This window comes from Cognatazoarcus halotolerans (assembly GCF_009800965.1).
GTDB lineage: Bacteria > Pseudomonadota > Gammaproteobacteria > Burkholderiales > Rhodocyclaceae > Cognatazoarcus > Cognatazoarcus halotolerans.
The window spans coordinates 18,045-36,602 of sequence record NZ_WUAF01000025.1 but is presented as its reverse complement, the minus strand read 5'-3'; the positions used below and the strand labels follow the sequence as shown (position 1 = coordinate 36,602).

Here is an 18,558-nt window from a genome sequence, read left to right as displayed (position 1 = left end):
CCGACCCTCAGGCACCTCGCGCCGCGGCTTCGCGCATCAGGCGCTTCATCTCGCGAACCGATTCCCGCAGACCGGAGAACACCGCACGACTCACGATTGCATGGCCGATGTGGAGCTCCCGCACCGCAGGCAGGCGGGCAATCGGCTGGACGTTGTAGAAATTCAATGCGTGCCCGGCATTGAAGCGCATGTTCAAGGCGCGGACCGCCTCTCCGGCAGTACGGAGCTTTTCGATCTCGGCCAGGACCGCTGCGCTCTCGGCGTCACGCCCGGCAGCATGAAAGGCATGGGCGTACGGTCCGGTGTGAATCTCGCAGACCCGGGCGCCGATCCTTGCGGCCGCCTCGACCTGGGCGATCTCCGCATCGATGAACACGCTCACGACGATGCCCGCATCGGCAAGCCGAGAGACCACATCACGCAGACGGGCCTCCTGCGCAAGCACATCAAGGCCGCCTTCCGTGGTTACCTCGTGTCGCCCCTCGGGTACCAGCATTGCCATCTCGGGACGTACCTCGCACGCAATACGGACCATTTCGTCGGTAGCCGCCATCTCAAGATTCAGCTTGATCTGCGTAAGATCCCGCAACTTGCGCACGTCGTGGTCCTGAATATGACGCCGGTCCTCCCGCAGATGGACAGTAATACCATCCGCGCCACCGAGATGCGCCTCGACCGCAGCCCACACCGGGTCCGGCTCATAAGTGAGGCGGGCCTGACGCAGGGTTGCGACATGGTCGATGTTCACGCCGAGTTCGATCACAGTTCCATGAGCTCCGTAAAAACTCGGCGCGACTGCAGTGGCTGCCCGCCGAGGTAATGATTGATAAGTCGCCGCAGCAACACCTTGCCCTGCGCGAGCGTCTCCGCCGATGAAAAATCTCCAGCAGCAAGCGCCAGAAGCGTCCTGCCCGAGAGAACCGGCAGATCACCGGAGTCTCCTTCGACCCGAAGCACGCCACGCTCGATTATAAAGACATAGCTTTCGCCGGCCTTTACCGGCTCGCCGCTATCGGCGTCAACGGACAGATCGATGCCATACCCCAATTCCTGCAGCAGGGCGAGTTCAAAACGCCGCAGGACGCGCTGGGCATCGCCGCCGGACGAAAGCGCACGCAAGGCTTCACCGTAATGACCGAACAGGGCCTGATGCGGATCCTCGCGCGGGAGTAAGCGTATCAGCAGCTCGTTAAGATAATAGCCGCACAGTAATGCCCTTCCACCGAGCAGGGGCAGGCCACCTTGCCATTCCGCACGCACAAGCGTCTTGACCTCGCCGCCGCCGGACCAGTCGACCAGCAGCGGCTGAAACGACATCAGCACGCCCCGCAAGACCGAGGCAGGGCGCCGAGCGCCTTTCGCGACCATCGGCATGCGGCCATGATCACGAGAAAACAGCTCGACGATCAGGCTGGTTTCCCGCCATGGATGGGTGTGAAGAACGAAGCCGGGCTGAAGTTCGACCCGTTGTCGGGCACTCACGGACGGACCGGCTTACTCGTAGCCAAGACTCTTCAATGCGCGCTCGTCATCAGACCAGCCGCTCTTCACCTTGACCCACACCTCGAGAAACACCTTGCCATCGAACAGCTGCTCCAGTTCCTGGCGGGCTTCGGAGGCGATGCGCTTGAGCTGCTCCCCGCCCTTGCCGATCACGATGCCCTTGTGACCAGCCTTGTCGACGATCACCGCTGCATGAATGCGCCGCAGCTGTCCCTCTGTTTCGAACTTCTCGATCTCGACCGCGATGCCGTAAGGGAGCTCGTCACCAAGCAGTCGGAACAGCTTCTCGCGCAGAAACTCGGCCGCCATGAAACGCTCGCTGCGGTCGGTAATGTCGTCCGGTCCGAACATCGGCATGCCCTCGGGAAGATACTGCCGAGCGGTCTTGAGCAGCGCATCCACGTTCGTTCCTTTCTCAGCGCTCAGTGGAACAATCTCCGCAAAACCGAAAACCTTCTGCATTTCGTCGATGAAGGGTAGGAGCCTCGATTTGTCGGCCAGCTGATCCACCTTGTTGATCACCAGCACCACCTTCGCGTCGGGCGGCAGCAGATTGACCACCTGACGATCCGCGCCGTCGAACCGCCCAGCCTCGATGACCATGAAAACGAGGTCCACGTCGGCCAGCACCTGGGTAACCGTGCGGTTCATGGTGCGATTGAGTGCATTGCTGTGCCGCGTCTGGAAACCCGGCGTATCGACGAACACGTACTGCGCATCGTCCTGAGTCAGGACGCCGGTGATGCGGTGTCGCGTGGTCTGCGCCTTGCGCGATACGATGCTGATTTTCTGGCCGACCAGCCTGTTCAACAGCGTGGATTTGCCCACGTTCGGACGCCCCACGATTGCCACGAAGCCACTGTGAAATCCCTCGGGGATCTGACTTTCCATGCTTTCGCTCATTTTCCTTGCAACCTCTGCAGCGCGCCCTGCGCGGCCTGTTGTTCGGCAGCCCGCCGGCTGGGTCCGACTCCAATCGTCCGCACCGATGGTTGGTCGATTACGCACGTCACCTCGAATTCCTGCGCATGCGCCTCACCCCTGATCTCGGCGAGTTCGTAACGAGGCAGCGGCTTGCGGCGCCCCTGCAGCCATTCCTGCAAGGCCGTCTTGGGATCCTTGAGCACCGCCCTGTTGTCCAGCGCATCGATCATCGGACGGTACAACTTCGAAATGACGCCCCGAGCCGCCTCGAGCCCGCCATCCAGGAACACTGCCGCAAAAAGCGCTTCCAGCGCATCGGCAAGGATCGACGGGCGGCGAAACCCGCCGCTCTTGAGCTCGCCTTCACCCAGACGCAGGAACGACCCCAGATTCAACACAACCGCAATCTGGTGCAGCGCCTCCTGACGAACAAGCGTCGCCCGCAGACGCGACATTTCACCTTCGCGCAGCCGCTCGTAACGCTCGAACAATTCGATTGCAATCGTGCAATTGAGGATGCTGTCACCGAGAAACTCCAGCCGCTCGTTGTGAGGGGTACCGAAGCTGCGGTGCGTCAGGGCCTGTTGAAGCAGGGACTCCTGCCCGAATCGATAGCCGATCGCCGCCTGCAAGCGCGCGTAATCCATCCGACGGATCTGTCCTAACGCTCTGTCGCTGCGTTGAAATCGATCAGCAGGCTGACGTTTGCAACCAACGGTATCTTGCGCGAGTAGTCGGCCGTGATCGCGACCTTCCCGCCAACCTTGGTGATGTCGAGATCAGCGCCCTGAACACTCCTGATGTCTTCGACATCGGCTCGCTTGTCAAAACTGCGCCGCAATTCCGAAACCGTCGCCTCCCCACTCGCCTCCGACGCCACCGACGAGATGGCGCGCTTGATCGCAAGATACTCGGTTACTGCAGGCACGACCCTCAGGCCGACGAGGAAGAGGAAACCCAGAATCGCACCGATGAACAGTACGCCGATGAGGCTCAGTCCGCGCTGTCTATACATTCACCACTCCCCTTTCAGTGAAAACTTCCGATGCGCTTCAGATTGTCGAAATTGAACCAGATGAAGAATGCCTTGCCGACGATGTTCTCTTCCGGCACAAAACCCCAGACGCGACTGTCGCTGCTTGCATCGCGGTTGTCACCCATCATGAAGTAATGCCCCGCCGGCACGGTACAGCTAACACCGGAACGCGTATAGGTACACCCCTCACGCCCAGGAAAATCGAGCACCTGCGGGACGTAAGCAGGTGCATCGTCCTCGATCAGGATCGAATGCTCGACGTTTCCGAGTTTTTCGAGATAGCGTGGCGAAAAATGAAGGCGATCCGTATTCAGATAATCGTCCTGCTTGGTGACCGCGACCGGAACACCATTGATGGTCAGACGCTTGTCGATGTACTCGACACGGTCCCCCGGGAGGCCGACCACCCGCTTGATGTAGTCCATGGAAGGATCCGGCGGATAACGGAAAACCATCACGTCACCGCGCTGTGGCTCGCCGATCTCGATGATCTTCTTGTTGATCACCGGCAGACGAATGCCGTAATCGAACTTGTTGACCAGAATGAAATCACCAACCAGCAGGGTCGGAATCATCGATCCCGATGGGATCTTGAAGGGCTCGACAAGAAAGGAGCGAAGAAAGAAGACCACCAGGATCACGGGAAAGAAACTTGCGCCCCACTCGACCCACCATGGCGCCGGGCTGCCCGGGGCCCGGCGTTTCCTGGCAAAAAAGCGGTCGGCTACCCACAGCACGCAGGTAATGACCAGCAGAACGAAAAGAATCAATGCAAAATTCACAACAACTCCTGATCGGAAACGGCGCAGGCCGAGTCTATTTACCCTCGTCGGTTCTCAGCACTGCCAGGAAGGCCTCTTGCGGAATTTCCACGTTGCCCACCTGTTTCATGCGGCGCTTGCCTTCCTTCTGCTTTTCGAGAAGTTTCTTCTTCCGGGTGATATCGCCGCCATAGCACTTGGCAAGCACGTTCTTTCGCAGAGCCTTGATGGTTTCCCGCGACACGATCGTCGAACCGATGGCCGCCTGCACAGGAACATCGAACATCTGGCGCGGAATCAACGCGCGCAACCGCGAGGCAAGTTCGCGGCCCCGGTATTGCGCACTCGCCCGGTGCACGATGGTGGATAGCGCATCGACCTTTTCGCCATTGACGAGCACGTCGAGCTTGACGAGATCACCTGCCCGGTACTCCTTAAACTCGTAATCCAGCGATGCATAGCCGCGCGATACCGACTTGAGGCGATCAAAGAAGTCCATGACCACCTCATTCATCGGCAGATCGTATACCAGCTGGACCTGCCGCCCGTGGTAGCGCATATCGACCTGCATGCCGCGCTTGAGGTTGCACAGGGTGATCACCGGACCGACATAGTCCTGTGGCAGAAAGATCGTCGCTGTGATGATCGGCTCACGAATCTCCTCAATCTTCGACAGATCCGGCAGCTTCGACGGGTTCTCCACGTTGAGGATCGAACCATCTTTCTGGAGTACCTGATAGACCACGGTTGGCGCTGTGGTGATGAGTTCCATGTCGAACTCGCGCTCCAACCGCTCCTGCACGATGTCCATGTGCAGCAGGCCCAGGAAACCGCAGCGGAAGCCGAAGCCCAGCGCTTGCGACACCTCCGGCTCGAACTGAAGCGATGCATCGTTGAGCTTGAGCTTTTCGAGCGATTCGCGAAGTTGTTCGAACTCGCTCGACTCGACCGGATACAGACCCGCAAACACCTGGGGCTTGATTTCCTTGAAGCCTTCAAGCGGCTCTGCGGCGGGGCGCCCACCGGTGGTCACCGTATCGCCCACCTTCGCGGCATCCAGCTCCTTTATCCCGGAGATGATGAAACCCACCTCCCCCGCCCGCAAGGCGTCACGTGCAAGCGCCTTGGGGGCAAACACACCGACCTGGTCACACGGATACTGCATCCCCGTCGACATCAGCAGGATCCGGTCCTTGGGCTTGAGTTCGCCATCGACAACCCTTACCAGCATGACCACACCGACATAGTTGTCGAACCACGAGTCGATGATGAGCGCTTTCAGCGGCCCGTCGGGATTGCCCTTGGGCGGGGGAATCCGTGCGACGATTGCCTCGAGAACTTCGTCAACGCCAAGACCGGTCTTGGCAGAACAGAGAATCGCATTCGACGCATCGATCCCGATCACGTCCTCGATTTCGCTGCGCGCGTTGTCGGGTTCGGCCGCAGGCAGATCGACCTTGTTGAGGACGGGCACCACGTCGACGTCCTGCTCGATCGCCGTATAGCAGTTCGCCACCGTCTGGGCCTCGACCCCCTGGGACGCATCGACGACCAGCAGCGCCCCCTCGCAAGCCGCCAGAGAACGCGAAACCTCGTAGGAAAAGTCGACGTGGCCCGGGGTGTCGATGAGGTTGAGGTTGTAGATCTGGCCGTCGCGCGCCTTGTATTGCAGTGCTGCCGTCTGCGCCTTGATGGTGATGCCGCGCTCGCGCTCGAGATCCATGGAATCGAGCACCTGCGCCTCCATTTCACGATCGGAAAGGCCACCGCAGAACTGGATCAGCCGGTCAGCCAGCGTCGACTTGCCATGGTCGATGTGCGCGATGATGGAAAAATTTCGAATGTGTTCCATGTTGCCCAATTAAAAAGGGTGCCATCCGGCACCCTCGATCGCCTGTGTAAGTCGCGGATTTTAGCGGAAATTCCGGAAGTGGGCACGAACGGCATCCGCATCCAGGCGGTAATGGCACAAGGCCTTGTCCCCCGCCATTACCACCGGCACATACTCGCCCCAACGTGCATCCAGCTCTGGATCTCCGGCCAGATCAACCACCTCGACCGACAGCTCCAGCTCCCGCGCGACGGGGGCCAGATCCGAAAGAAGATCGTGGCAAAGATGACACCACTCATGAATGAATACCTTAAGCGCAGCCATCAGTCGTCCACCCTCAATCCCACGAAACTCGACATTTCGCCTCGTCGCACCAACAAGGAGAGCCCTTGTCCAGCGTCGAGGGGTTCGATCAGACTCTTGAACTGACTCACACTCTCGACTCTGATCCGCTTGCCCCGCAAGACCACCGCTTCAATGACGTCGCCCGGACCAATTTCTGCAAGCGCAGCCGGCCCACGCGCTTTCCTGACCACGACGCCCCCCGCCAGCTTGAGTTCGAGCCGCTGAACCGTCGTTGCCTCGCTGACAGCCAGCCCCAGTCTGTCGAAGATACCGCTGCCGCGGCTCGAGTGCGCGACTCGACGAGGCGCTTCCATTTGCTCGTCCATCAATCCGACCTGCACCTGCGCCTCCTGAAGCGCAAGACCACGCCAGAAACGGACCGGAACACTTGTACCGGGAGTCGTGCCACCAACGATTCTCGGCAAATCGGAAGACACGCCTACCGCCTGACCATTGAAGCTCACGAGCACATCCCCCTGTCGGATCCCCGCACGTTCGGCCGGGGACCCCCTCTCGACCATGCTTACCAGGGCGCCCGCCGGACGGGTCAGACCAAACGATTCGGCAATCTCCCTCGAAACTTCCTGAATGAGGACACCGATCCTCCCGCGGCTGACCTTGCCACTCTGACGCAGCTGCCTCTGTACCGCGAGCGCCACATCAATGGGGATTGCAAACGACAAGCCCATGAAGCCACCGGTACGGCTGAATATCTGGGCGTTGATGCCGATCACTTCACCATTCAGGTTGAAGAGCGGGCCACCCGAGTTTCCTGGATTGATTGCGACGTCCGTCTGTATGAAGGGGGTATAACTCTCGTCAGGCAGGGATCGACCCTTTGCGCTCACTATCCCGGCCGTGACGGACTGCTCGAAGCCGAACGGGGAGCCGATCGCCAGAACCCAGTCACCAACCTTCAGCTTCGACGGGTCTCCAGTCTTCACGACGGGCAGGCCAGTGGCATCGATCTTCAGGAGAGCCACATCAGTACGCCTGTCGCTGCCAACCAGTCGAGCACGAAACTCGCGCTTGTCATACATGCGAACGATGATCTGGTCCGCGCGATTCACGACATGTGCATTCGTAAGAATATAGCCGGCCTGATCGATGATGAAGCCCGACCCCACCGCCGGATCGCCGTCCTCTTCATCGGGTTGCGCCCCATGCCCCGGCGGCATGCGGTCAATGCGCCCAGGGCGGCCGGGAATCAGGCTGGGCCTGAGCGGAGCCTCATCGGCGACAAAATCCCGCTGCGCGGAAATATTGACTACCGCCCGCCCGTTGGTCTCGACAAGCCCGGAAAACTCGGGAAGGTCCCTGGCTGCGGCCAGACCACAACCGACCAGCACCACCAACAGCACAACGAGTCGATTCAGCCACTGAGCCGCCATATTCGTGCCTCAATGCGGACAGGCCTTGCCATCGGCCGCGCTACGCAACTCGATCTCCGAGTGCCACCCACCACGACGCCGCAACCCGCGTCCAATCGGCAGCGCCATGACCACCCCGACAAGCGCGCCCGCAAACGCCCACAGATCCTCGGCCCCACTCGTTGCGAAAGCCGTCCCCACCGCTGCGCCCGCGACGACAAGACCGACCGGCAGACCGTAACCGACCAGCGCAGCCCGGAGAGAGGCCCCTTCAGCGATGCACAGTATCACCTCGTCGCCGCTACGTGCGCCGATACTGTTGTCGATTTCGAATTCATTCCGGTTGGGACAGAACAAATCACTGATCCTTGCTGCTCCACACCCACCCGGTTCGTTGCAGCGGCCGCAGCCACCGCGTGCGGGATCGACCCGCACGCGCAGACGATCACCGGAAGCGCTGACGACGGTTGCATGCGCTTCAATCATCGCACTACCGGTTCGGCACCGTCGGCAAGCATTTGTAGCGCCTTGTCGGGCACCTCGCCAAGCGCGGTCACCAGAAAACGGCCGACGCGCCGCTTGAAGATATTGACGGGACCCGAGGTCGACGCGCCTTCCGGACTCGTATCATCGTCCGAGACCTGCTCAACGAACACCGATACCGCAGCCAATCCGTCCGAAAACACCATGTGCGTCACGTCGCCCCGGTTCGGACCGATGCTGCGCTTGACGGCACTCGTCATCCTGTAACCGGGCAACGGGTTGCGAAAGGTCCATCCCAAGGAGTCGCCAGCGAGTTCGGTCCCACGGGCGTTGATCACCCTCCAACCGTTGGCGTTGTCGAACCGGCTGCGAAACTCCGACTGCTCCATCTGCGCACCGATATTGATCTCACTGAATGCAAACTGTTCGATGCTTTTGCCTGAGCGGCTGACCATCTTCGCCTTGAGCAGAAGGCCCGATTTGACGTCCGCCCAGAGCACATGCCCGAAGCGAAGCTCGTCCTTCGGCTCAAGTACGATCTGTTGCGCCTCCAGTCCAGCGACTCGCGACACTTCCCCTTTACGAATGCGATACGACTCGGCAAGACTCGCATAGGACGACGTGAGACGAGACGGAAAAGAGCGACGCCCCAAAGGCTGATCGACGATCAGGGTACGCTGACCGGGAAGGAAACAGCGAACCTCGTCACGTGTCCGAATCACCTCACGCGGACTCCCATCCAGCGTCTCGAGCTTTTCGAACTCATCTCCGGCAACCACCATGTGCGAGATACGCGAGGTTTCGCTCCGTTCTCCAGCGTGATAGACGACCAAACCAGAATAATTGAGTTGTTTGCCCGCCATCGTGATACGGCCCAACCAGGCGAGCGGATCGGAGGAACCCTCCGCACGGGCGGTAAGCGCCCCGAATACAAGCAGCGCTGCCGCCAGCAGTTGCTTCATTGAGCGAGGTCCGCAGGCTGTTCCGCCACGGTGCGCACATACTGCGTAACACCCGGCATCGGACCGCTTCCCGAGAGCGCCTGGTGAACGAACACATACTCGCGGTGCGACTCACCCACACTGAGTCCCGCATCACCACGTGTCTGCAGCGCCACCGTCGAGACGACCGGCGCTCTCGTCAGCGCAAGCGGTTGTGCCGACGCTGCCTCGCCACCGGAATTGAGCGTATAAGCAATCCAGCCAACGGCGGCGACCCCCATCATCGACGCGACCAACGGCATTGTTCGCTCAACGGCCGAGCCTCTGCGCTTTGCGTCGCGGGTGGTGCGCACCGGAGCCAGCACCGTCGGCTCGGCATCGATCATCATCATGACACGCGCGGTGAATTCGTCCGCCACCCCGGCCTCACCTCTGAGCGCGTCGCCCACCATGCAGTAGTCACTCCACTTCCGGCGCAGTTCTTCGTCACGCCTAAGACGATCCAGCGCGGCTTCGCTCGACGCCGCATCAATTTCGTCATCCATCAACGCAGAAATCTGTTCTTTCATCATCACCACCGCTTGTCCGGCGCCGTATCGAGCAACGGTCGCAGCTTTTCGGATATTGCTTCGCGTGCCCTGAATATGCGCGAGCGCACAGTCCCGATCGGACACTCCATGACGCCGGCGATCTCTTCGTAACTCATGCCTTCGAGCTCGCGCAGCATGATCGCTGTCCGCAACTCTTCCGGCAGCGAATCCATCGCCGCATCCACCGTCTCCGCAATCTGTTTCGACAACATCAGCCGCTCAGGCGTGTTGTTGTCCCTTAGCTGTTCACCTTCTTCGAAGGTCTCCGCCTCCTCAGAATCGAAACCGGTCGACGTAGGCGCACGGCGACCTTGTGAAACCAGGAAATTCTTCGCAGTGTTGATCCCGATGCGATAAAGCCATGTGTAAAACGCACTATCTCCACGAAACGAAGGAAGCGCGCGATAGGCCTTGATGAAGGTTTCCTGCGCAACGTCCTCGACTTCCGCCGAATCGCGAACCAGCCTTGACAACAGACGCATCAGCTTTCTCTGGTATTTCGATACCAGCAGGCCGAACGCCTGCTTGTCTCCACGCTGCGCGCGTTCGACAAGCTGTTGATCAATTTCGCGATCGCTCATGAGCGGGAGATGAATACCTGATGTTGATATAGCCTGGAGACATCCCAGGGCGCGCCAAGTATAACCAACCCGCACCATGCCCGCCAAAGCGGAATTCGGAGGTAGTGACTCACCCTGTGGAAATTAGTTCATGCGCGAATGTGGTTATTGCATCTAAGTTGACCTGAGACGGACTTGGATTAGACTCCGAGCCTTTACTAGTGCTGCTTGTCCCCACCGTGATCCAATTCGACGTCCTTATCCTCGGCAGTGGACTGGCCGGGCAATCGGTGGCCCTGCGGCTGGCTGACACACTCAAGGTAGCGCTCGTCACCAAACGCGGCATCTCCGACGGAGCAAGCGCCTGGGCACAGGGCGGCATCGCAGCGGTCCTCGACCCGTCGGACAGTCTCGACGCGCACGAAGCGGACACACATACCGCCGGCGCCGAACTATGCGACAAGGCCGCTACCCGATTTGTCGTCGAGCACGGACGCGAGGCCATCGAGTGGCTCATCGCGCGGGGCGTTCCCTTCTCGCGGGACGACGCCACGGCATTGGGATATCACCTCACCAGAGAAGGCGGCCATTCCCATCGGCGCATCATCCACGCCGCCGACGCAACCGGCGCGGCCGTGCAGCGAACGCTTTCCGAACAAGTTCTCGCCCACCCCAACATTTCGGTATTTGAAGACCACATTGCCGTAGACCTTATCGTCGGCGACAAGATCGGCAGGCCAGCGGAAGGCTGTCTCGGTGCCTATGTGCTGGACATCAAGCACGATCAGGTGGTCAGTTTTGCAGCGCGCCAGACCGTACTCGCCACCGGCGGCTCGGGCAAGGTCTATCTCTACACCACCAACCCTGACACCGCCACCGGAGACGGTATCGCCATGGCCTGGCGTGCAGGCTGCAGGGTGGGAAACATGGAGTTCATCCAGTTTCATCCGACCTGCCTCTATCACCCACAGGCAAAATCATTCCTCATAAGCGAAGCTGTCCGCGGCGAGGGCGGTATCCTGCGGTTGCCCGATGGCCACCGCTTCATGCCCGATCATGACCGACGCGCCGAACTCGCGCCACGTGACATCGTCGCACGGGCAATCGACTTCGAGATGAAGAAGCATGGCCTGGACTGCGTGTTCCTCGATATCAGCGACAAACCGGCTGAGTTCCTCCTTGAGCACTTCCCCACAATTTATGGGCGTTGCATGGAGCTCGGCATCGACATCACCGCAGAACCGATTCCCGTCGTTCCGGCGGCACACTACACGTGTGGCGGCGTGGTCACCGATCTTTCGGCCAGAACCGACCTGAAGGGTCTTTACGCGGTTGGGGAGACGGCCTGTACCGGGCTACATGGCGCCAACCGCCTGGCGAGCAATTCGCTGCTCGAGTGCGTGGTATTTGGCGAAGCTGCCGCCCGAGACATTCTCTCTCAACCAATGCACCCGCTTCCAACCCTGCCAGGCTGGGATGAAAGTCGCGTTACCGATGCGGACGAACAAATCGTGATCTCGCACAACTGGGACGAATTGAGACGTTTCATGTGGGACTATGTTGGAATCGTGCGAACGAGCAAGCGGCTCGAGCGGGCACAACACCGTATCGGCTTGCTTTCCCGCGAGATCGACGAGTACTACGCGAACTTCACCGTCACCAATGACTTGATTGAGTTGCGCAATCTCGTGGTAACAGCGGATCTCATCGTTCGCAGCGCGATGCGCCGGAAGGAAAGCCGTGGGCTGCATTACAGCCGCGATTATCCTGAAACCCTGGCCAAGGCAGCCAGTACGATTCTGCGGCCGACTCAGTATCGCCGTCGGGTAGCTTAGCCCTGAAGCTGCTCCGCGCGGCCCGCGAAGTACCGTCGCAAGCGGCATCGAATGGCCTCAGACATCTCTGGAAACTCACCCCGCATCGCTGCCCCCCACCGCCGATGCTTTGGATAGCACCGCGCCAGCCACCTTGTGTCCAAGCCAGATGCGCAGGAAACGCCATGCCTCGCCGTCTTCAAGCATGTCGGGCAACAGCATGACATGCCGGCGGGGCCCCGAGTGCTCATGCCATTTGAGCCACACAGCCCAGCCGAGGTCACGGCAGGATCCGGCCAGCGTACACGACTCCTCCGGCAGCCCCTCCTGATCAGCGCACCGCAGATTTCCGTTTTCCTCGAGTACGAGCTGTGTCGGGAGCGTCTTCCGGATCCTTCGAATCGCAAAGCCAAGATTCAGCAGAACGGCAAAAATACCGACAGTCCGGCCAAGAACGCCGAGGCTGGAAGCCAGAAAAGACAGGGCCGTCACGCCATGGATCAGACATAGAAGATGTACGATCCGGCGCGACGGCCTGAGATACAGACGAACCGGAAAGCGCAGAGCTTGCTCGCGCCGACGCGGATCACACCCGTCTGAAAGCAAGTGTTCCGTTGGTTCCACCGAAGCCAAAATTGTTCTTCAAGGCGACGTCAATCTTCATCTGACGAGCCTCGTTGGCACAATAATCGAGATCGCATTCAGGATCCTGCTCGAAGATGTTGATCGTCGGCGGAGACACCTGGTGATGCACTGCCAGTACGGTAAACACCGATTCGAGGCCACCGGCACCACCCAGCAAGTGCCCGGTCATCGACTTCGTCGAATTAACGACAAGCTTCCTTGCATCATCGATACCGAAAGCAAGCTTGATGGCTTCGGTTTCGTTCTTGTCACCGAGCGGTGTCGACGTACCATGGGCATTCAGATAATGCACCTCATCGGTATTGATTCCCGCGTTCTTGAGTGCGTTCACCATGCTCCGGCGCGGGCCGTCGGTGTCAGGAGCGGTCATATGGTACGCGTCACCGCTCATTCCGAATCCCGAAAGCTCTGCGTAGATCCGGGCTCCACGCTTGACTGCATGCTCGTACTCCTCGAGCACCAGCACCCCGGCTCCCTCACCGAGTACGAACCCGTCCCGGCCGGTATCCCATGGGCGGCTGGCCGTTGCCGGATCATCGTTTCGCGTCGACAAGGCCTTGGCGGAAGCAAAGCCACCAACGGCGAGCGGCGTGACTGTCGACTCGGCCCCTCCGCAGACCATGACATCGGCGTCGCCGTACTCGATCATCCGCGAACTGAGCCCGATCGCATGCAAGCCAGTAGTGCAGGCCGTCACCACGGCGATGTTCGGACCTTTCATGCCATACATGATCGAAAGGTTGCCCGAGATCATGTTGATGATCGTGCTGGGAATGAAGAAAGGAGAAATCTTGCGCGGTCCGCCCGCAAGAAATTCGTGGTGGGTCCCTTCAATCATCGGCAAGCCGCCGATCCCCGAACCGATGTTTATGCCGATGCGGTGGGCATTGGCATTCGTGACCTCGATACCCGAATCCCTGATTGCCTGAATGCCGGCGGCCATGCCGTAGTGGATGAAGATATCCATACGGCGGGCTTCCTTCGCCGAAAGATAGCCGGTGATGTCAAAACCCTTTACCTCTCCGGCAATCCGGGCGGAGAAGGCAGACGCGTCGAAACGCGTGATTGGGCCGATTCCGCTCTTCCCGGCAAGCAGATTGTCCCAGGCTTCGGGGACGCTATTACCGACCGGTGACACTGCACCAAGTCCGGTGACGACGACTCTACGACGCGACACGGGCAACTCCGTAACGTTCTAGGTACGAAAAAATCCGGCAATCACCCAATACAGGGCTCGGGCCCGCGCCACCGCCCATTAAGGCAGTTCAGGCAAACGGGCCCGCAGCGGAAGCCGGAACGTAGAGGAAATTACTTCTTCAGATGGGCACTGACGTAATCGATCGCCTGCTGGACGCTGGTGATCTTCTCGGCTTCATCGTCCGGAATTTCGCACTCGAACTCTTCTTCAAGCGCCATGACCAGTTCCACCGTATCCAGCGAATCTGCACCAAGATCATCAACGAACGAGGATTCGTTCTTGATTTCCGACTCGTTAACACCGAGCTGCTCCGCGACGATTTTCTTGACGCGTTGTTCGATGTTTTCCATGAAAAACTCCTTCCCTGATTTGTGCGGGTGTGTGATAAAAGCCGGCGTATTCTACCAAAAAGCCCGAATACCGCCATGGGGGCAGGGCTTACGCCATGTACATGCCACCGTTGACGTGCAAGGTGCATCCAGTGATATAGGCAGCGCCCGGTGAGGCAAGAAAGGCGACCGCTGCGGCAATTTCTTCAGGCCGGCCCAACCGACCCAGCGCGATCTGACCGACCAGAGCTTCGCGACTGGCATCCGGGAGCGCTTTAGTCATGTCGGTATCGATGAAGCCGGGCGCGACACAATTGACCGTGATGTTGCGACTCCCGAGTTCCCGTGCAAGTGCGCGCGTCATGCCTGCGACACCCGCCTTCGCCGCCGCATAATTTGCCTGGCCCGGATTTCCCGAACTTCCCACCACCGACGTAATGTTGATGATCCGTCCACCGCGCGCCTTCATCATGCCGCGCATGACGAGTCGCGACATGCGGAATACCGACTTGAGATTGGTATCGATCACCGCATCCCAGTCCTCGTCCTTCATCCGCATTGCAAGATTGTCGCGGGTGATACCGGCATTGTTGACCAGTATGGATACGGTGCCCTGGTCCTTTTCGATCTGCTCCAGAACCCGGTCGCAAGCTGCGGCATCGGTAACATTCAGGACAATGCCCAAACCATCGAGACCGGCTTCCTCAAAGCCCCTGGAGATATCCTGGGCGCCAGACTCCGATGTGGCCGTACCCACCACCCTTGCGCCCTCGCCGGCCAACGCCATTGCGACGGCGCGACCGATACCACGACTTGCCCCGGTAACGAGTGCTACGCGCCCGTCTAGTTGTCCCTGCATAATCAAGCTCCAGTAGCCGCGATTGCCTGCTGCAATCCGTCCGCATCCGCAATCGCCCCACCCACCAGCGCGGATTCGATCCGCTTGCTCATTCCGGCGAGCACCTTGCCCGGACCGCACTCGTAAACCTGCCCGACACCACGCGCGGCAATCGCCTGTATCGACTCTATCCAGCGTACCGGAGAAAACGCCTGGCGGACAAGCGCGTCGCGAATGCGATCGGTATCGTCGTACGTTGCTACATCAACGTTGTTCAGCACGGGAATCTGCGGGGCCGACAGTGAAACCCCGGCAAGGCGCTCCTGCAGACGCTCGGCCGCCGGGCGCATGAGCGCACAGTGGAAGGGCGCGCTGACCGGCAGCAGGACCGCTCGCTTCGCACCCTTGGCCTTGGCGATTTCCACTGCGCGCTGCACTGCCGCCGCACCACCTGCGATCACGATCTGTCCCGGGGCGTTGAGATTCGCCGGCTCGACGACCTCTCCCGCCGCAGCCTCCGCACAGGCTTCCTGAACTGCTGCGACATCGAGCCCCAGAAGCGCGGCCATTGCACCTTCGCCCTTGGGCACCGCGTCCTGCATGGCCTGAGCACGAAACCGGACGAGCGGAACGGCGTCCGCAAAGGCAAGAACCCCTGCCGCAACCAGCGCACTGTACTCACCAAGACTGTGCCCGGCCATGATTGCCGGTTTCGCCCCGCCTGCCGCAAGCCAGGCCCGATAGACGGCAACGCCTGCCGTCAGCATCAGCGGTTGGGTGTTGACCGTCATGGCCAGGCGCTCGGTCGGACCCTCGCACACCATCTGCCAAAGATCTTCACCCAACGCCGCAGACGCCTCCGCGAAGGTTTCACGAATTACCGCGGATTCGCCATATGCGGTCATCATTCCAACAGATTGCGATCCCTGCCCCGGAAAAACGAGTGCAAACGCCATTGCGCCCCCCTTAGTCATATCTTCCTGGTTTCTTGAATCCCGCGACCCGCTTCACCGTCCAACAGCCTGGCAAAGCATGCCGTCAAATCCATGCAAACCCAGCCACCCGCGCTCGGTCTGCACAACACATCTACCGGTAATTCGATGCATTCTCGACCCCGTCACTGACAGACCGGATCCGTGGCGATCAGTACTCCAGCAATACGGCACCCCAGGTAAATCCGCCACCGACACCCTCGAGAACGATTTTGTCGCCGCGCCGCACACGACCGTCACGTATGGCCAGATCAAGCGCCAGCGGGATGGATGCCGCTGAAGTGTTGCCGTGCTCAGCCACGGTCGTGACCACCTGCTCCATCGGTATCCCCAAACGCTTGGCCGTCGCCTGGATGATACGAATGTTGGCCTGATGCGGAATCAACCAGTTGACCTCCGCGGCCGAAATTCCGGCCTGCCCGAGCACTTCCCCGGCCACTTCGCCGAGCACCTTTACGGCGAACTTGAATACGGCCTGCCCATCCATGCGCAGGAACGGATCACCGGTCACCGCTCCACCGGCCACACTGCCGGGAACACAGAGAATCGGGTTGTACGAACCGTCGGCATGAATGGCGCTGGCGAGAATCCCGGGTTTATCGGATGCCTCGAGAATCACTGCGCCGGCACCGTCACCGAAGAGGACACAGGTCCCCCGGTCGGACCAATCGAGGATTCTCGAAAATATCTCGGCACCGACCACGAGCGCCTTGCTGTGGCTACCCGAGCGAATGAACTTTTCGGCAATCGAAAGCGCATATGCAAACCCGCTGCACACCGCCTGCACATCAAACGCGGCACCGCTGTTCCGAATACCGAGCTTCGACTGAAGCAAGGTCGCCGTGCTCGGGAAGATGAAATCCGGCGTCGAGGTCGCGACAATGATGAGGTCGATCTCATCGACGGCGACGCCCGCGGCCTCGATCGCGCGAAGCGAAGCCTGGTGGGCAAGATCGGAAGCAGTCGTCCCAGCCTCCGCGAGGTGGCGGGCACGGATTCCGGTACGCTCCACCACCCACTCGTCGGAAGTATCGATCCCCCTCGCAACCAGATCCGAATTACTGACCGGCTGACCAGGCAGGTAACTGCCTGTTCCGGCAATGAGTGCGTAGATCATGCAGGATTCTCCCGAAGTGCCATACGTTCGCTGATCCGCTCGATCAGACAGTTGCGCGCCTCCTCTGCGGCACGCCACACCGCCCGCTCGAAAGCATATGCATCCGCCGAACCGTGACTCTTCACGACCACGCCTCGCAGTCCCAGCAGGCTCGCACCGTTGTAGCGACGATGATCCACACGGTGCTTGAAGCGCTTGAGCGCCGGCATCGCCACGAGGGCCATCAGTTTGGTCAGCCAGTTGCGACTGAACTCCTGCCTGAGAAAGGTTGCCAGCATCTGAGCCAGACCCTCGGAGGTCTTGAGCGCGACATTACCGACGAATCCATCACAGACAACCACGTCGGTAGTGCCCTTGTAGATATCGGTACCCTCGACATTGCCGAAGAAATTCAGGCCACTCTGCCTGAGCAGCTCCGCCGCTTCCTTGACCACGTCGTTGCCCTTGATCTCTTCCTCGCCGATGTTCAGCAAACCGACCGAGGGCCGATCGATATGCTCGACCGACGCCACCAGCATCGCGCCCATGATGCCGAACTGAAGTAGATGCTCGGCAGTGCAATCGACGTTCGCACCCAGATCGAGCACATGGCAGTGCCCCTTTATGGTCGGCAGGATCGAAGCGATCGCCGGGCGATCAATGCCCGGAAGGGTCTTCAGCACGAAGCGCGAGATGGCCATCAGGGCGCCGGTATTGCCCGCGGATACCGCAGCCTGCGCTTCCCCCGACTTGACAAGGTCGATCGCGACGCGCATCGAGGAATCCTTCTTGCTGCGCATGGCACTGGCCGGCGCTTCGGCCATGCCAACCACCTCGGAGGCTGCCCGAAAGCGCACTCGATCACCGAATCCGGCGATCAGCGCGGCCTTGTGCGGCTCGAGCGCCTCAGGCAGTCCTACGAGGATTGCGGAAACCTCGGCGTCGGCACGCAGAAACGACTCCACAGCCGGGATCGTCACCGAGACACCGTGATCCCCGCCCATGCAGTCGATAGCGAGCGTTACATTCATCGGCGCTATTTCAGTCGAAACTCAATAGGTGGACACAAAAACGGCGCGTGCGCCAGAGGCGCCGCGCCGTACGTGCAAGAGGATTACTCGCCCTTGGTCTTCACGACCTTCTTGCCACGATAGAAGCCGCTCGGGCTGATGTGGTGGCGCAGATGCACTTCGCCCGTGGTCGGCTCGACTGCGACCGGCGGATTGGTAAGGAAATCGTGGGCGCGATGCATGCCGCGCTTGGACGGGGATTTTTTGTTCTGTTGAACGGCCATGGAAAAAC

Annotated in this window: 22 protein-coding genes; 1 reads left to right on the top strand and 21 read right to left on the bottom strand. The window is 60.2% G+C overall.

What is annotated here, in order from left to right; genetic code table 11:
- Positions 1-7 precede the first annotated feature (7 nt).
- From GQB03_RS20715 to rpoE, 13 genes are read right to left on the bottom strand one after another with little or no spacing between them, the layout of a single operon-like run.
- Positions 8-763 (bottom strand): pyridoxine 5'-phosphate synthase, encoded by a 756-nt coding sequence (locus GQB03_RS20715; protein WP_159693371.1) that lies wholly within the window; start codon positions 761-763, stop codon positions 8-10.
- Positions 760-1,482: a DNA repair protein RecO gene (gene recO, locus GQB03_RS20710; protein WP_159693369.1), complete on the bottom strand. Its 723-nt coding sequence runs from the start codon at positions 1,480-1,482 to the stop codon at positions 760-762. The genes GQB03_RS20715 and recO overlap by 4 nt, the downstream gene beginning before the upstream one ends.
- A gap of 12 nt (positions 1,483-1,494) precedes the next feature.
- Positions 1,495-2,394 (bottom strand): GTPase Era, encoded by a 900-nt coding sequence (gene era / locus GQB03_RS20705; protein WP_407644553.1) that lies wholly within the window; start codon positions 2,392-2,394, stop codon positions 1,495-1,497.
- An 8-nt stretch (positions 2,395-2,402) separates the two neighbouring features.
- Positions 2,403-3,074 carry a ribonuclease III gene (gene rnc, locus GQB03_RS20700; protein ID WP_159693365.1) on the bottom strand — a complete coding sequence of 224 codons (672 nt, stop codon included), beginning with the start codon at positions 3,072-3,074 and terminating at the stop codon, positions 2,403-2,405.
- Between the two features lie 14 nt (positions 3,075-3,088).
- Positions 3,089-3,442 (bottom strand): DUF4845 domain-containing protein, encoded by a 354-nt coding sequence (locus tag GQB03_RS20695; protein ID WP_159693363.1) that lies wholly within the window; start codon positions 3,440-3,442, stop codon positions 3,089-3,091.
- Between the two features lie 14 nt (positions 3,443-3,456).
- Positions 3,457-4,245 (bottom strand): signal peptidase I, encoded by a 789-nt coding sequence (gene lepB / locus GQB03_RS20690; protein WP_159693361.1) that lies wholly within the window; start codon positions 4,243-4,245, stop codon positions 3,457-3,459.
- Positions 4,246-4,279: 34 nt separating this feature from the next.
- Positions 4,280-6,076: a translation elongation factor 4 gene (gene lepA, locus GQB03_RS20685; protein WP_159693359.1), complete on the bottom strand. Its 1,797-nt coding sequence runs from the start codon at positions 6,074-6,076 to the stop codon at positions 4,280-4,282.
- Positions 6,077-6,136: 60 nt separating this feature from the next.
- Positions 6,137-6,379, bottom strand: a complete 243-nt coding sequence (locus GQB03_RS20680; protein ID WP_159693357.1) for a glutaredoxin family protein — start codon at positions 6,377-6,379, stop codon at positions 6,137-6,139.
- A complete protein-coding gene (locus GQB03_RS20675) occupies positions 6,379-7,791 on the bottom strand; it encodes a Do family serine endopeptidase (protein ID WP_159693355.1) in 1,413 nt (470 codons plus the stop codon). The genes GQB03_RS20680 and GQB03_RS20675 overlap by 1 nt, the downstream gene beginning before the upstream one ends.
- Positions 7,792-7,800: 9 nt before the next feature.
- A complete protein-coding gene (locus GQB03_RS20670) occupies positions 7,801-8,256 on the bottom strand; it encodes a SoxR reducing system RseC family protein (protein ID WP_159693353.1) in 456 nt (151 codons plus the stop codon).
- Positions 8,253-9,215 carry a MucB/RseB C-terminal domain-containing protein gene (locus GQB03_RS20665; protein WP_159693351.1) on the bottom strand — a complete coding sequence of 321 codons (963 nt, stop codon included), beginning with the start codon at positions 9,213-9,215 and terminating at the stop codon, positions 8,253-8,255. The genes GQB03_RS20670 and GQB03_RS20665 overlap by 4 nt, the downstream gene beginning before the upstream one ends.
- Positions 9,212-9,763: a sigma-E factor negative regulatory protein gene (locus tag GQB03_RS20660; protein WP_159693349.1), complete on the bottom strand. Its 552-nt coding sequence runs from the start codon at positions 9,761-9,763 to the stop codon at positions 9,212-9,214. Before GQB03_RS20660 ends, GQB03_RS20665 begins: the two co-directional genes overlap by 4 nt.
- Before the next feature lie 2 nt (positions 9,764-9,765).
- Positions 9,766-10,365 (bottom strand): RNA polymerase sigma factor RpoE, encoded by a 600-nt coding sequence (gene rpoE / locus GQB03_RS20655; RefSeq protein WP_159693405.1) that lies wholly within the window; start codon positions 10,363-10,365, stop codon positions 9,766-9,768.
- A gap of 200 nt (positions 10,366-10,565) precedes the next feature.
- Here rpoE and nadB point away from each other — a divergent pair, with 200 nt between their 5' ends.
- Entirely contained in the window at positions 10,566-12,179 is a 1,614-nt protein-coding gene (nadB, locus tag GQB03_RS20650; protein ID WP_235027163.1) for an L-aspartate oxidase, read from the top strand.
- Positions 12,180-12,254: 75 nt separating this feature from the next.
- Here nadB and GQB03_RS20645 read toward each other — a convergent pair whose 3' ends face one another.
- From GQB03_RS20645 to rpmF, 8 genes are all read right to left on the bottom strand, one after another.
- The gene (locus tag GQB03_RS20645) at positions 12,255-12,782 is read right to left on the bottom strand and encodes a protein YgfX (protein WP_327517306.1); all 528 of its coding nucleotides are present in this window, start codon (positions 12,780-12,782) and stop codon (positions 12,255-12,257) included.
- Complete coding sequence (gene fabF / locus GQB03_RS20640) at positions 12,745-13,980, bottom strand: beta-ketoacyl-ACP synthase II (protein ID WP_159693345.1); 1,236 nt, start codon at positions 13,978-13,980, stop codon at positions 12,745-12,747. The genes GQB03_RS20645 and fabF overlap by 38 nt, the downstream gene beginning before the upstream one ends.
- A 131-nt stretch (positions 13,981-14,111) precedes the next feature.
- Positions 14,112-14,351, bottom strand: a complete 240-nt coding sequence (gene acpP, locus GQB03_RS20635; protein ID WP_159693343.1) for an acyl carrier protein — start codon at positions 14,349-14,351, stop codon at positions 14,112-14,114.
- Between the two features lie 88 nt (positions 14,352-14,439).
- Positions 14,440-15,189 (bottom strand): 3-oxoacyl-ACP reductase FabG, encoded by a 750-nt coding sequence (gene fabG / locus GQB03_RS20630; protein ID WP_159693341.1) that lies wholly within the window; start codon positions 15,187-15,189, stop codon positions 14,440-14,442.
- 2 nt (positions 15,190-15,191) lie between these two features.
- Positions 15,192-16,124, bottom strand: a complete 933-nt coding sequence (gene fabD, locus GQB03_RS20625) for an ACP S-malonyltransferase (RefSeq protein ID WP_159693339.1) — start codon at positions 16,122-16,124, stop codon at positions 15,192-15,194.
- Between the two features lie 187 nt (positions 16,125-16,311).
- Entirely contained in the window at positions 16,312-17,277 is a 966-nt protein-coding gene (locus tag GQB03_RS20620; protein WP_159693337.1) for a beta-ketoacyl-ACP synthase III, read from the bottom strand.
- Positions 17,274-18,287, bottom strand: a complete 1,014-nt coding sequence (plsX, locus tag GQB03_RS20615) for a phosphate acyltransferase PlsX (RefSeq protein ID WP_159693335.1) — start codon at positions 18,285-18,287, stop codon at positions 17,274-17,276. The genes GQB03_RS20620 and plsX overlap by 4 nt, the downstream gene beginning before the upstream one ends.
- A gap of 83 nt (positions 18,288-18,370) precedes the next feature.
- The gene (gene rpmF, locus GQB03_RS20610) at positions 18,371-18,550 is read right to left on the bottom strand and encodes a 50S ribosomal protein L32 (protein WP_159693333.1); all 180 of its coding nucleotides are present in this window, start codon (positions 18,548-18,550) and stop codon (positions 18,371-18,373) included.
- Positions 18,551-18,558: the final 8 nt, after the last annotated feature.

Bases quoted from the DNA above. Each gene is read 5' to 3' on its own strand.
- GQB03_RS20670 (WP_159693353.1), bottom strand. From the start codon at position 8,256: ATGATTGAAGCGCATGCAACCGTCGTCAGCGCTTCCGGTGATCGTCTG.
- rnc (WP_159693365.1), bottom strand. From the start codon at position 3,074: ATGGATTACGCGCGCTTGCAGGCGGCGATCGGCTATCGATTCGGGCAG.
- lepA (WP_159693359.1), bottom strand. From the start codon at position 6,076: ATGGAACACATTCGAAATTTTTCCATCATCGCGCACATCGACCATGGC.
- fabD (WP_159693339.1), bottom strand. From the start codon at position 16,124: ATGGCGTTTGCACTCGTTTTTCCGGGGCAGGGATCGCAATCTGTTGGA.
- GQB03_RS20695 (WP_159693363.1), bottom strand. From the start codon at position 3,442: ATGTATAGACAGCGCGGACTGAGCCTCATCGGCGTACTGTTCATCGGT.
- acpP (WP_159693343.1), bottom strand. From the start codon at position 14,351: ATGGAAAACATCGAACAACGCGTCAAGAAAATCGTCGCGGAGCAGCTC.
- GQB03_RS20680 (WP_159693357.1), bottom strand. From the start codon at position 6,379: ATGGCTGCGCTTAAGGTATTCATTCATGAGTGGTGTCATCTTTGCCAC.
- era (WP_407644553.1), bottom strand. From the start codon at position 2,394: ATGGAAAGTCAGATCCCCGAGGGATTTCACAGTGGCTTCGTGGCAATC.
- GQB03_RS20665 (WP_159693351.1), bottom strand. From the start codon at position 9,215: ATGAAGCAACTGCTGGCGGCAGCGCTGCTTGTATTCGGGGCGCTTACC.
- fabG (WP_159693341.1), bottom strand. From the start codon at position 15,189: ATGCAGGGACAACTAGACGGGCGCGTAGCACTCGTTACCGGGGCAAGT.
- GQB03_RS20675 (WP_159693355.1), bottom strand. From the start codon at position 7,791: ATGGCGGCTCAGTGGCTGAATCGACTCGTTGTGCTGTTGGTGGTGCTG.
- rpmF (WP_159693333.1), bottom strand. From the start codon at position 18,550: ATGGCCGTTCAACAGAACAAAAAATCCCCGTCCAAGCGCGGCATGCAT.
- plsX (WP_159693335.1), bottom strand. From the start codon at position 18,287: ATGAATGTAACGCTCGCTATCGACTGCATGGGCGGGGATCACGGTGTC.
- GQB03_RS20660 (WP_159693349.1), bottom strand. From the start codon at position 9,763: ATGAAAGAACAGATTTCTGCGTTGATGGATGACGAAATTGATGCGGCG.
- GQB03_RS20620 (WP_159693337.1), bottom strand. From the start codon at position 17,277: ATGATCTACGCACTCATTGCCGGAACAGGCAGTTACCTGCCTGGTCAG.
- rpoE (WP_159693405.1), bottom strand. From the start codon at position 10,365: ATGAGCGATCGCGAAATTGATCAACAGCTTGTCGAACGCGCGCAGCGT.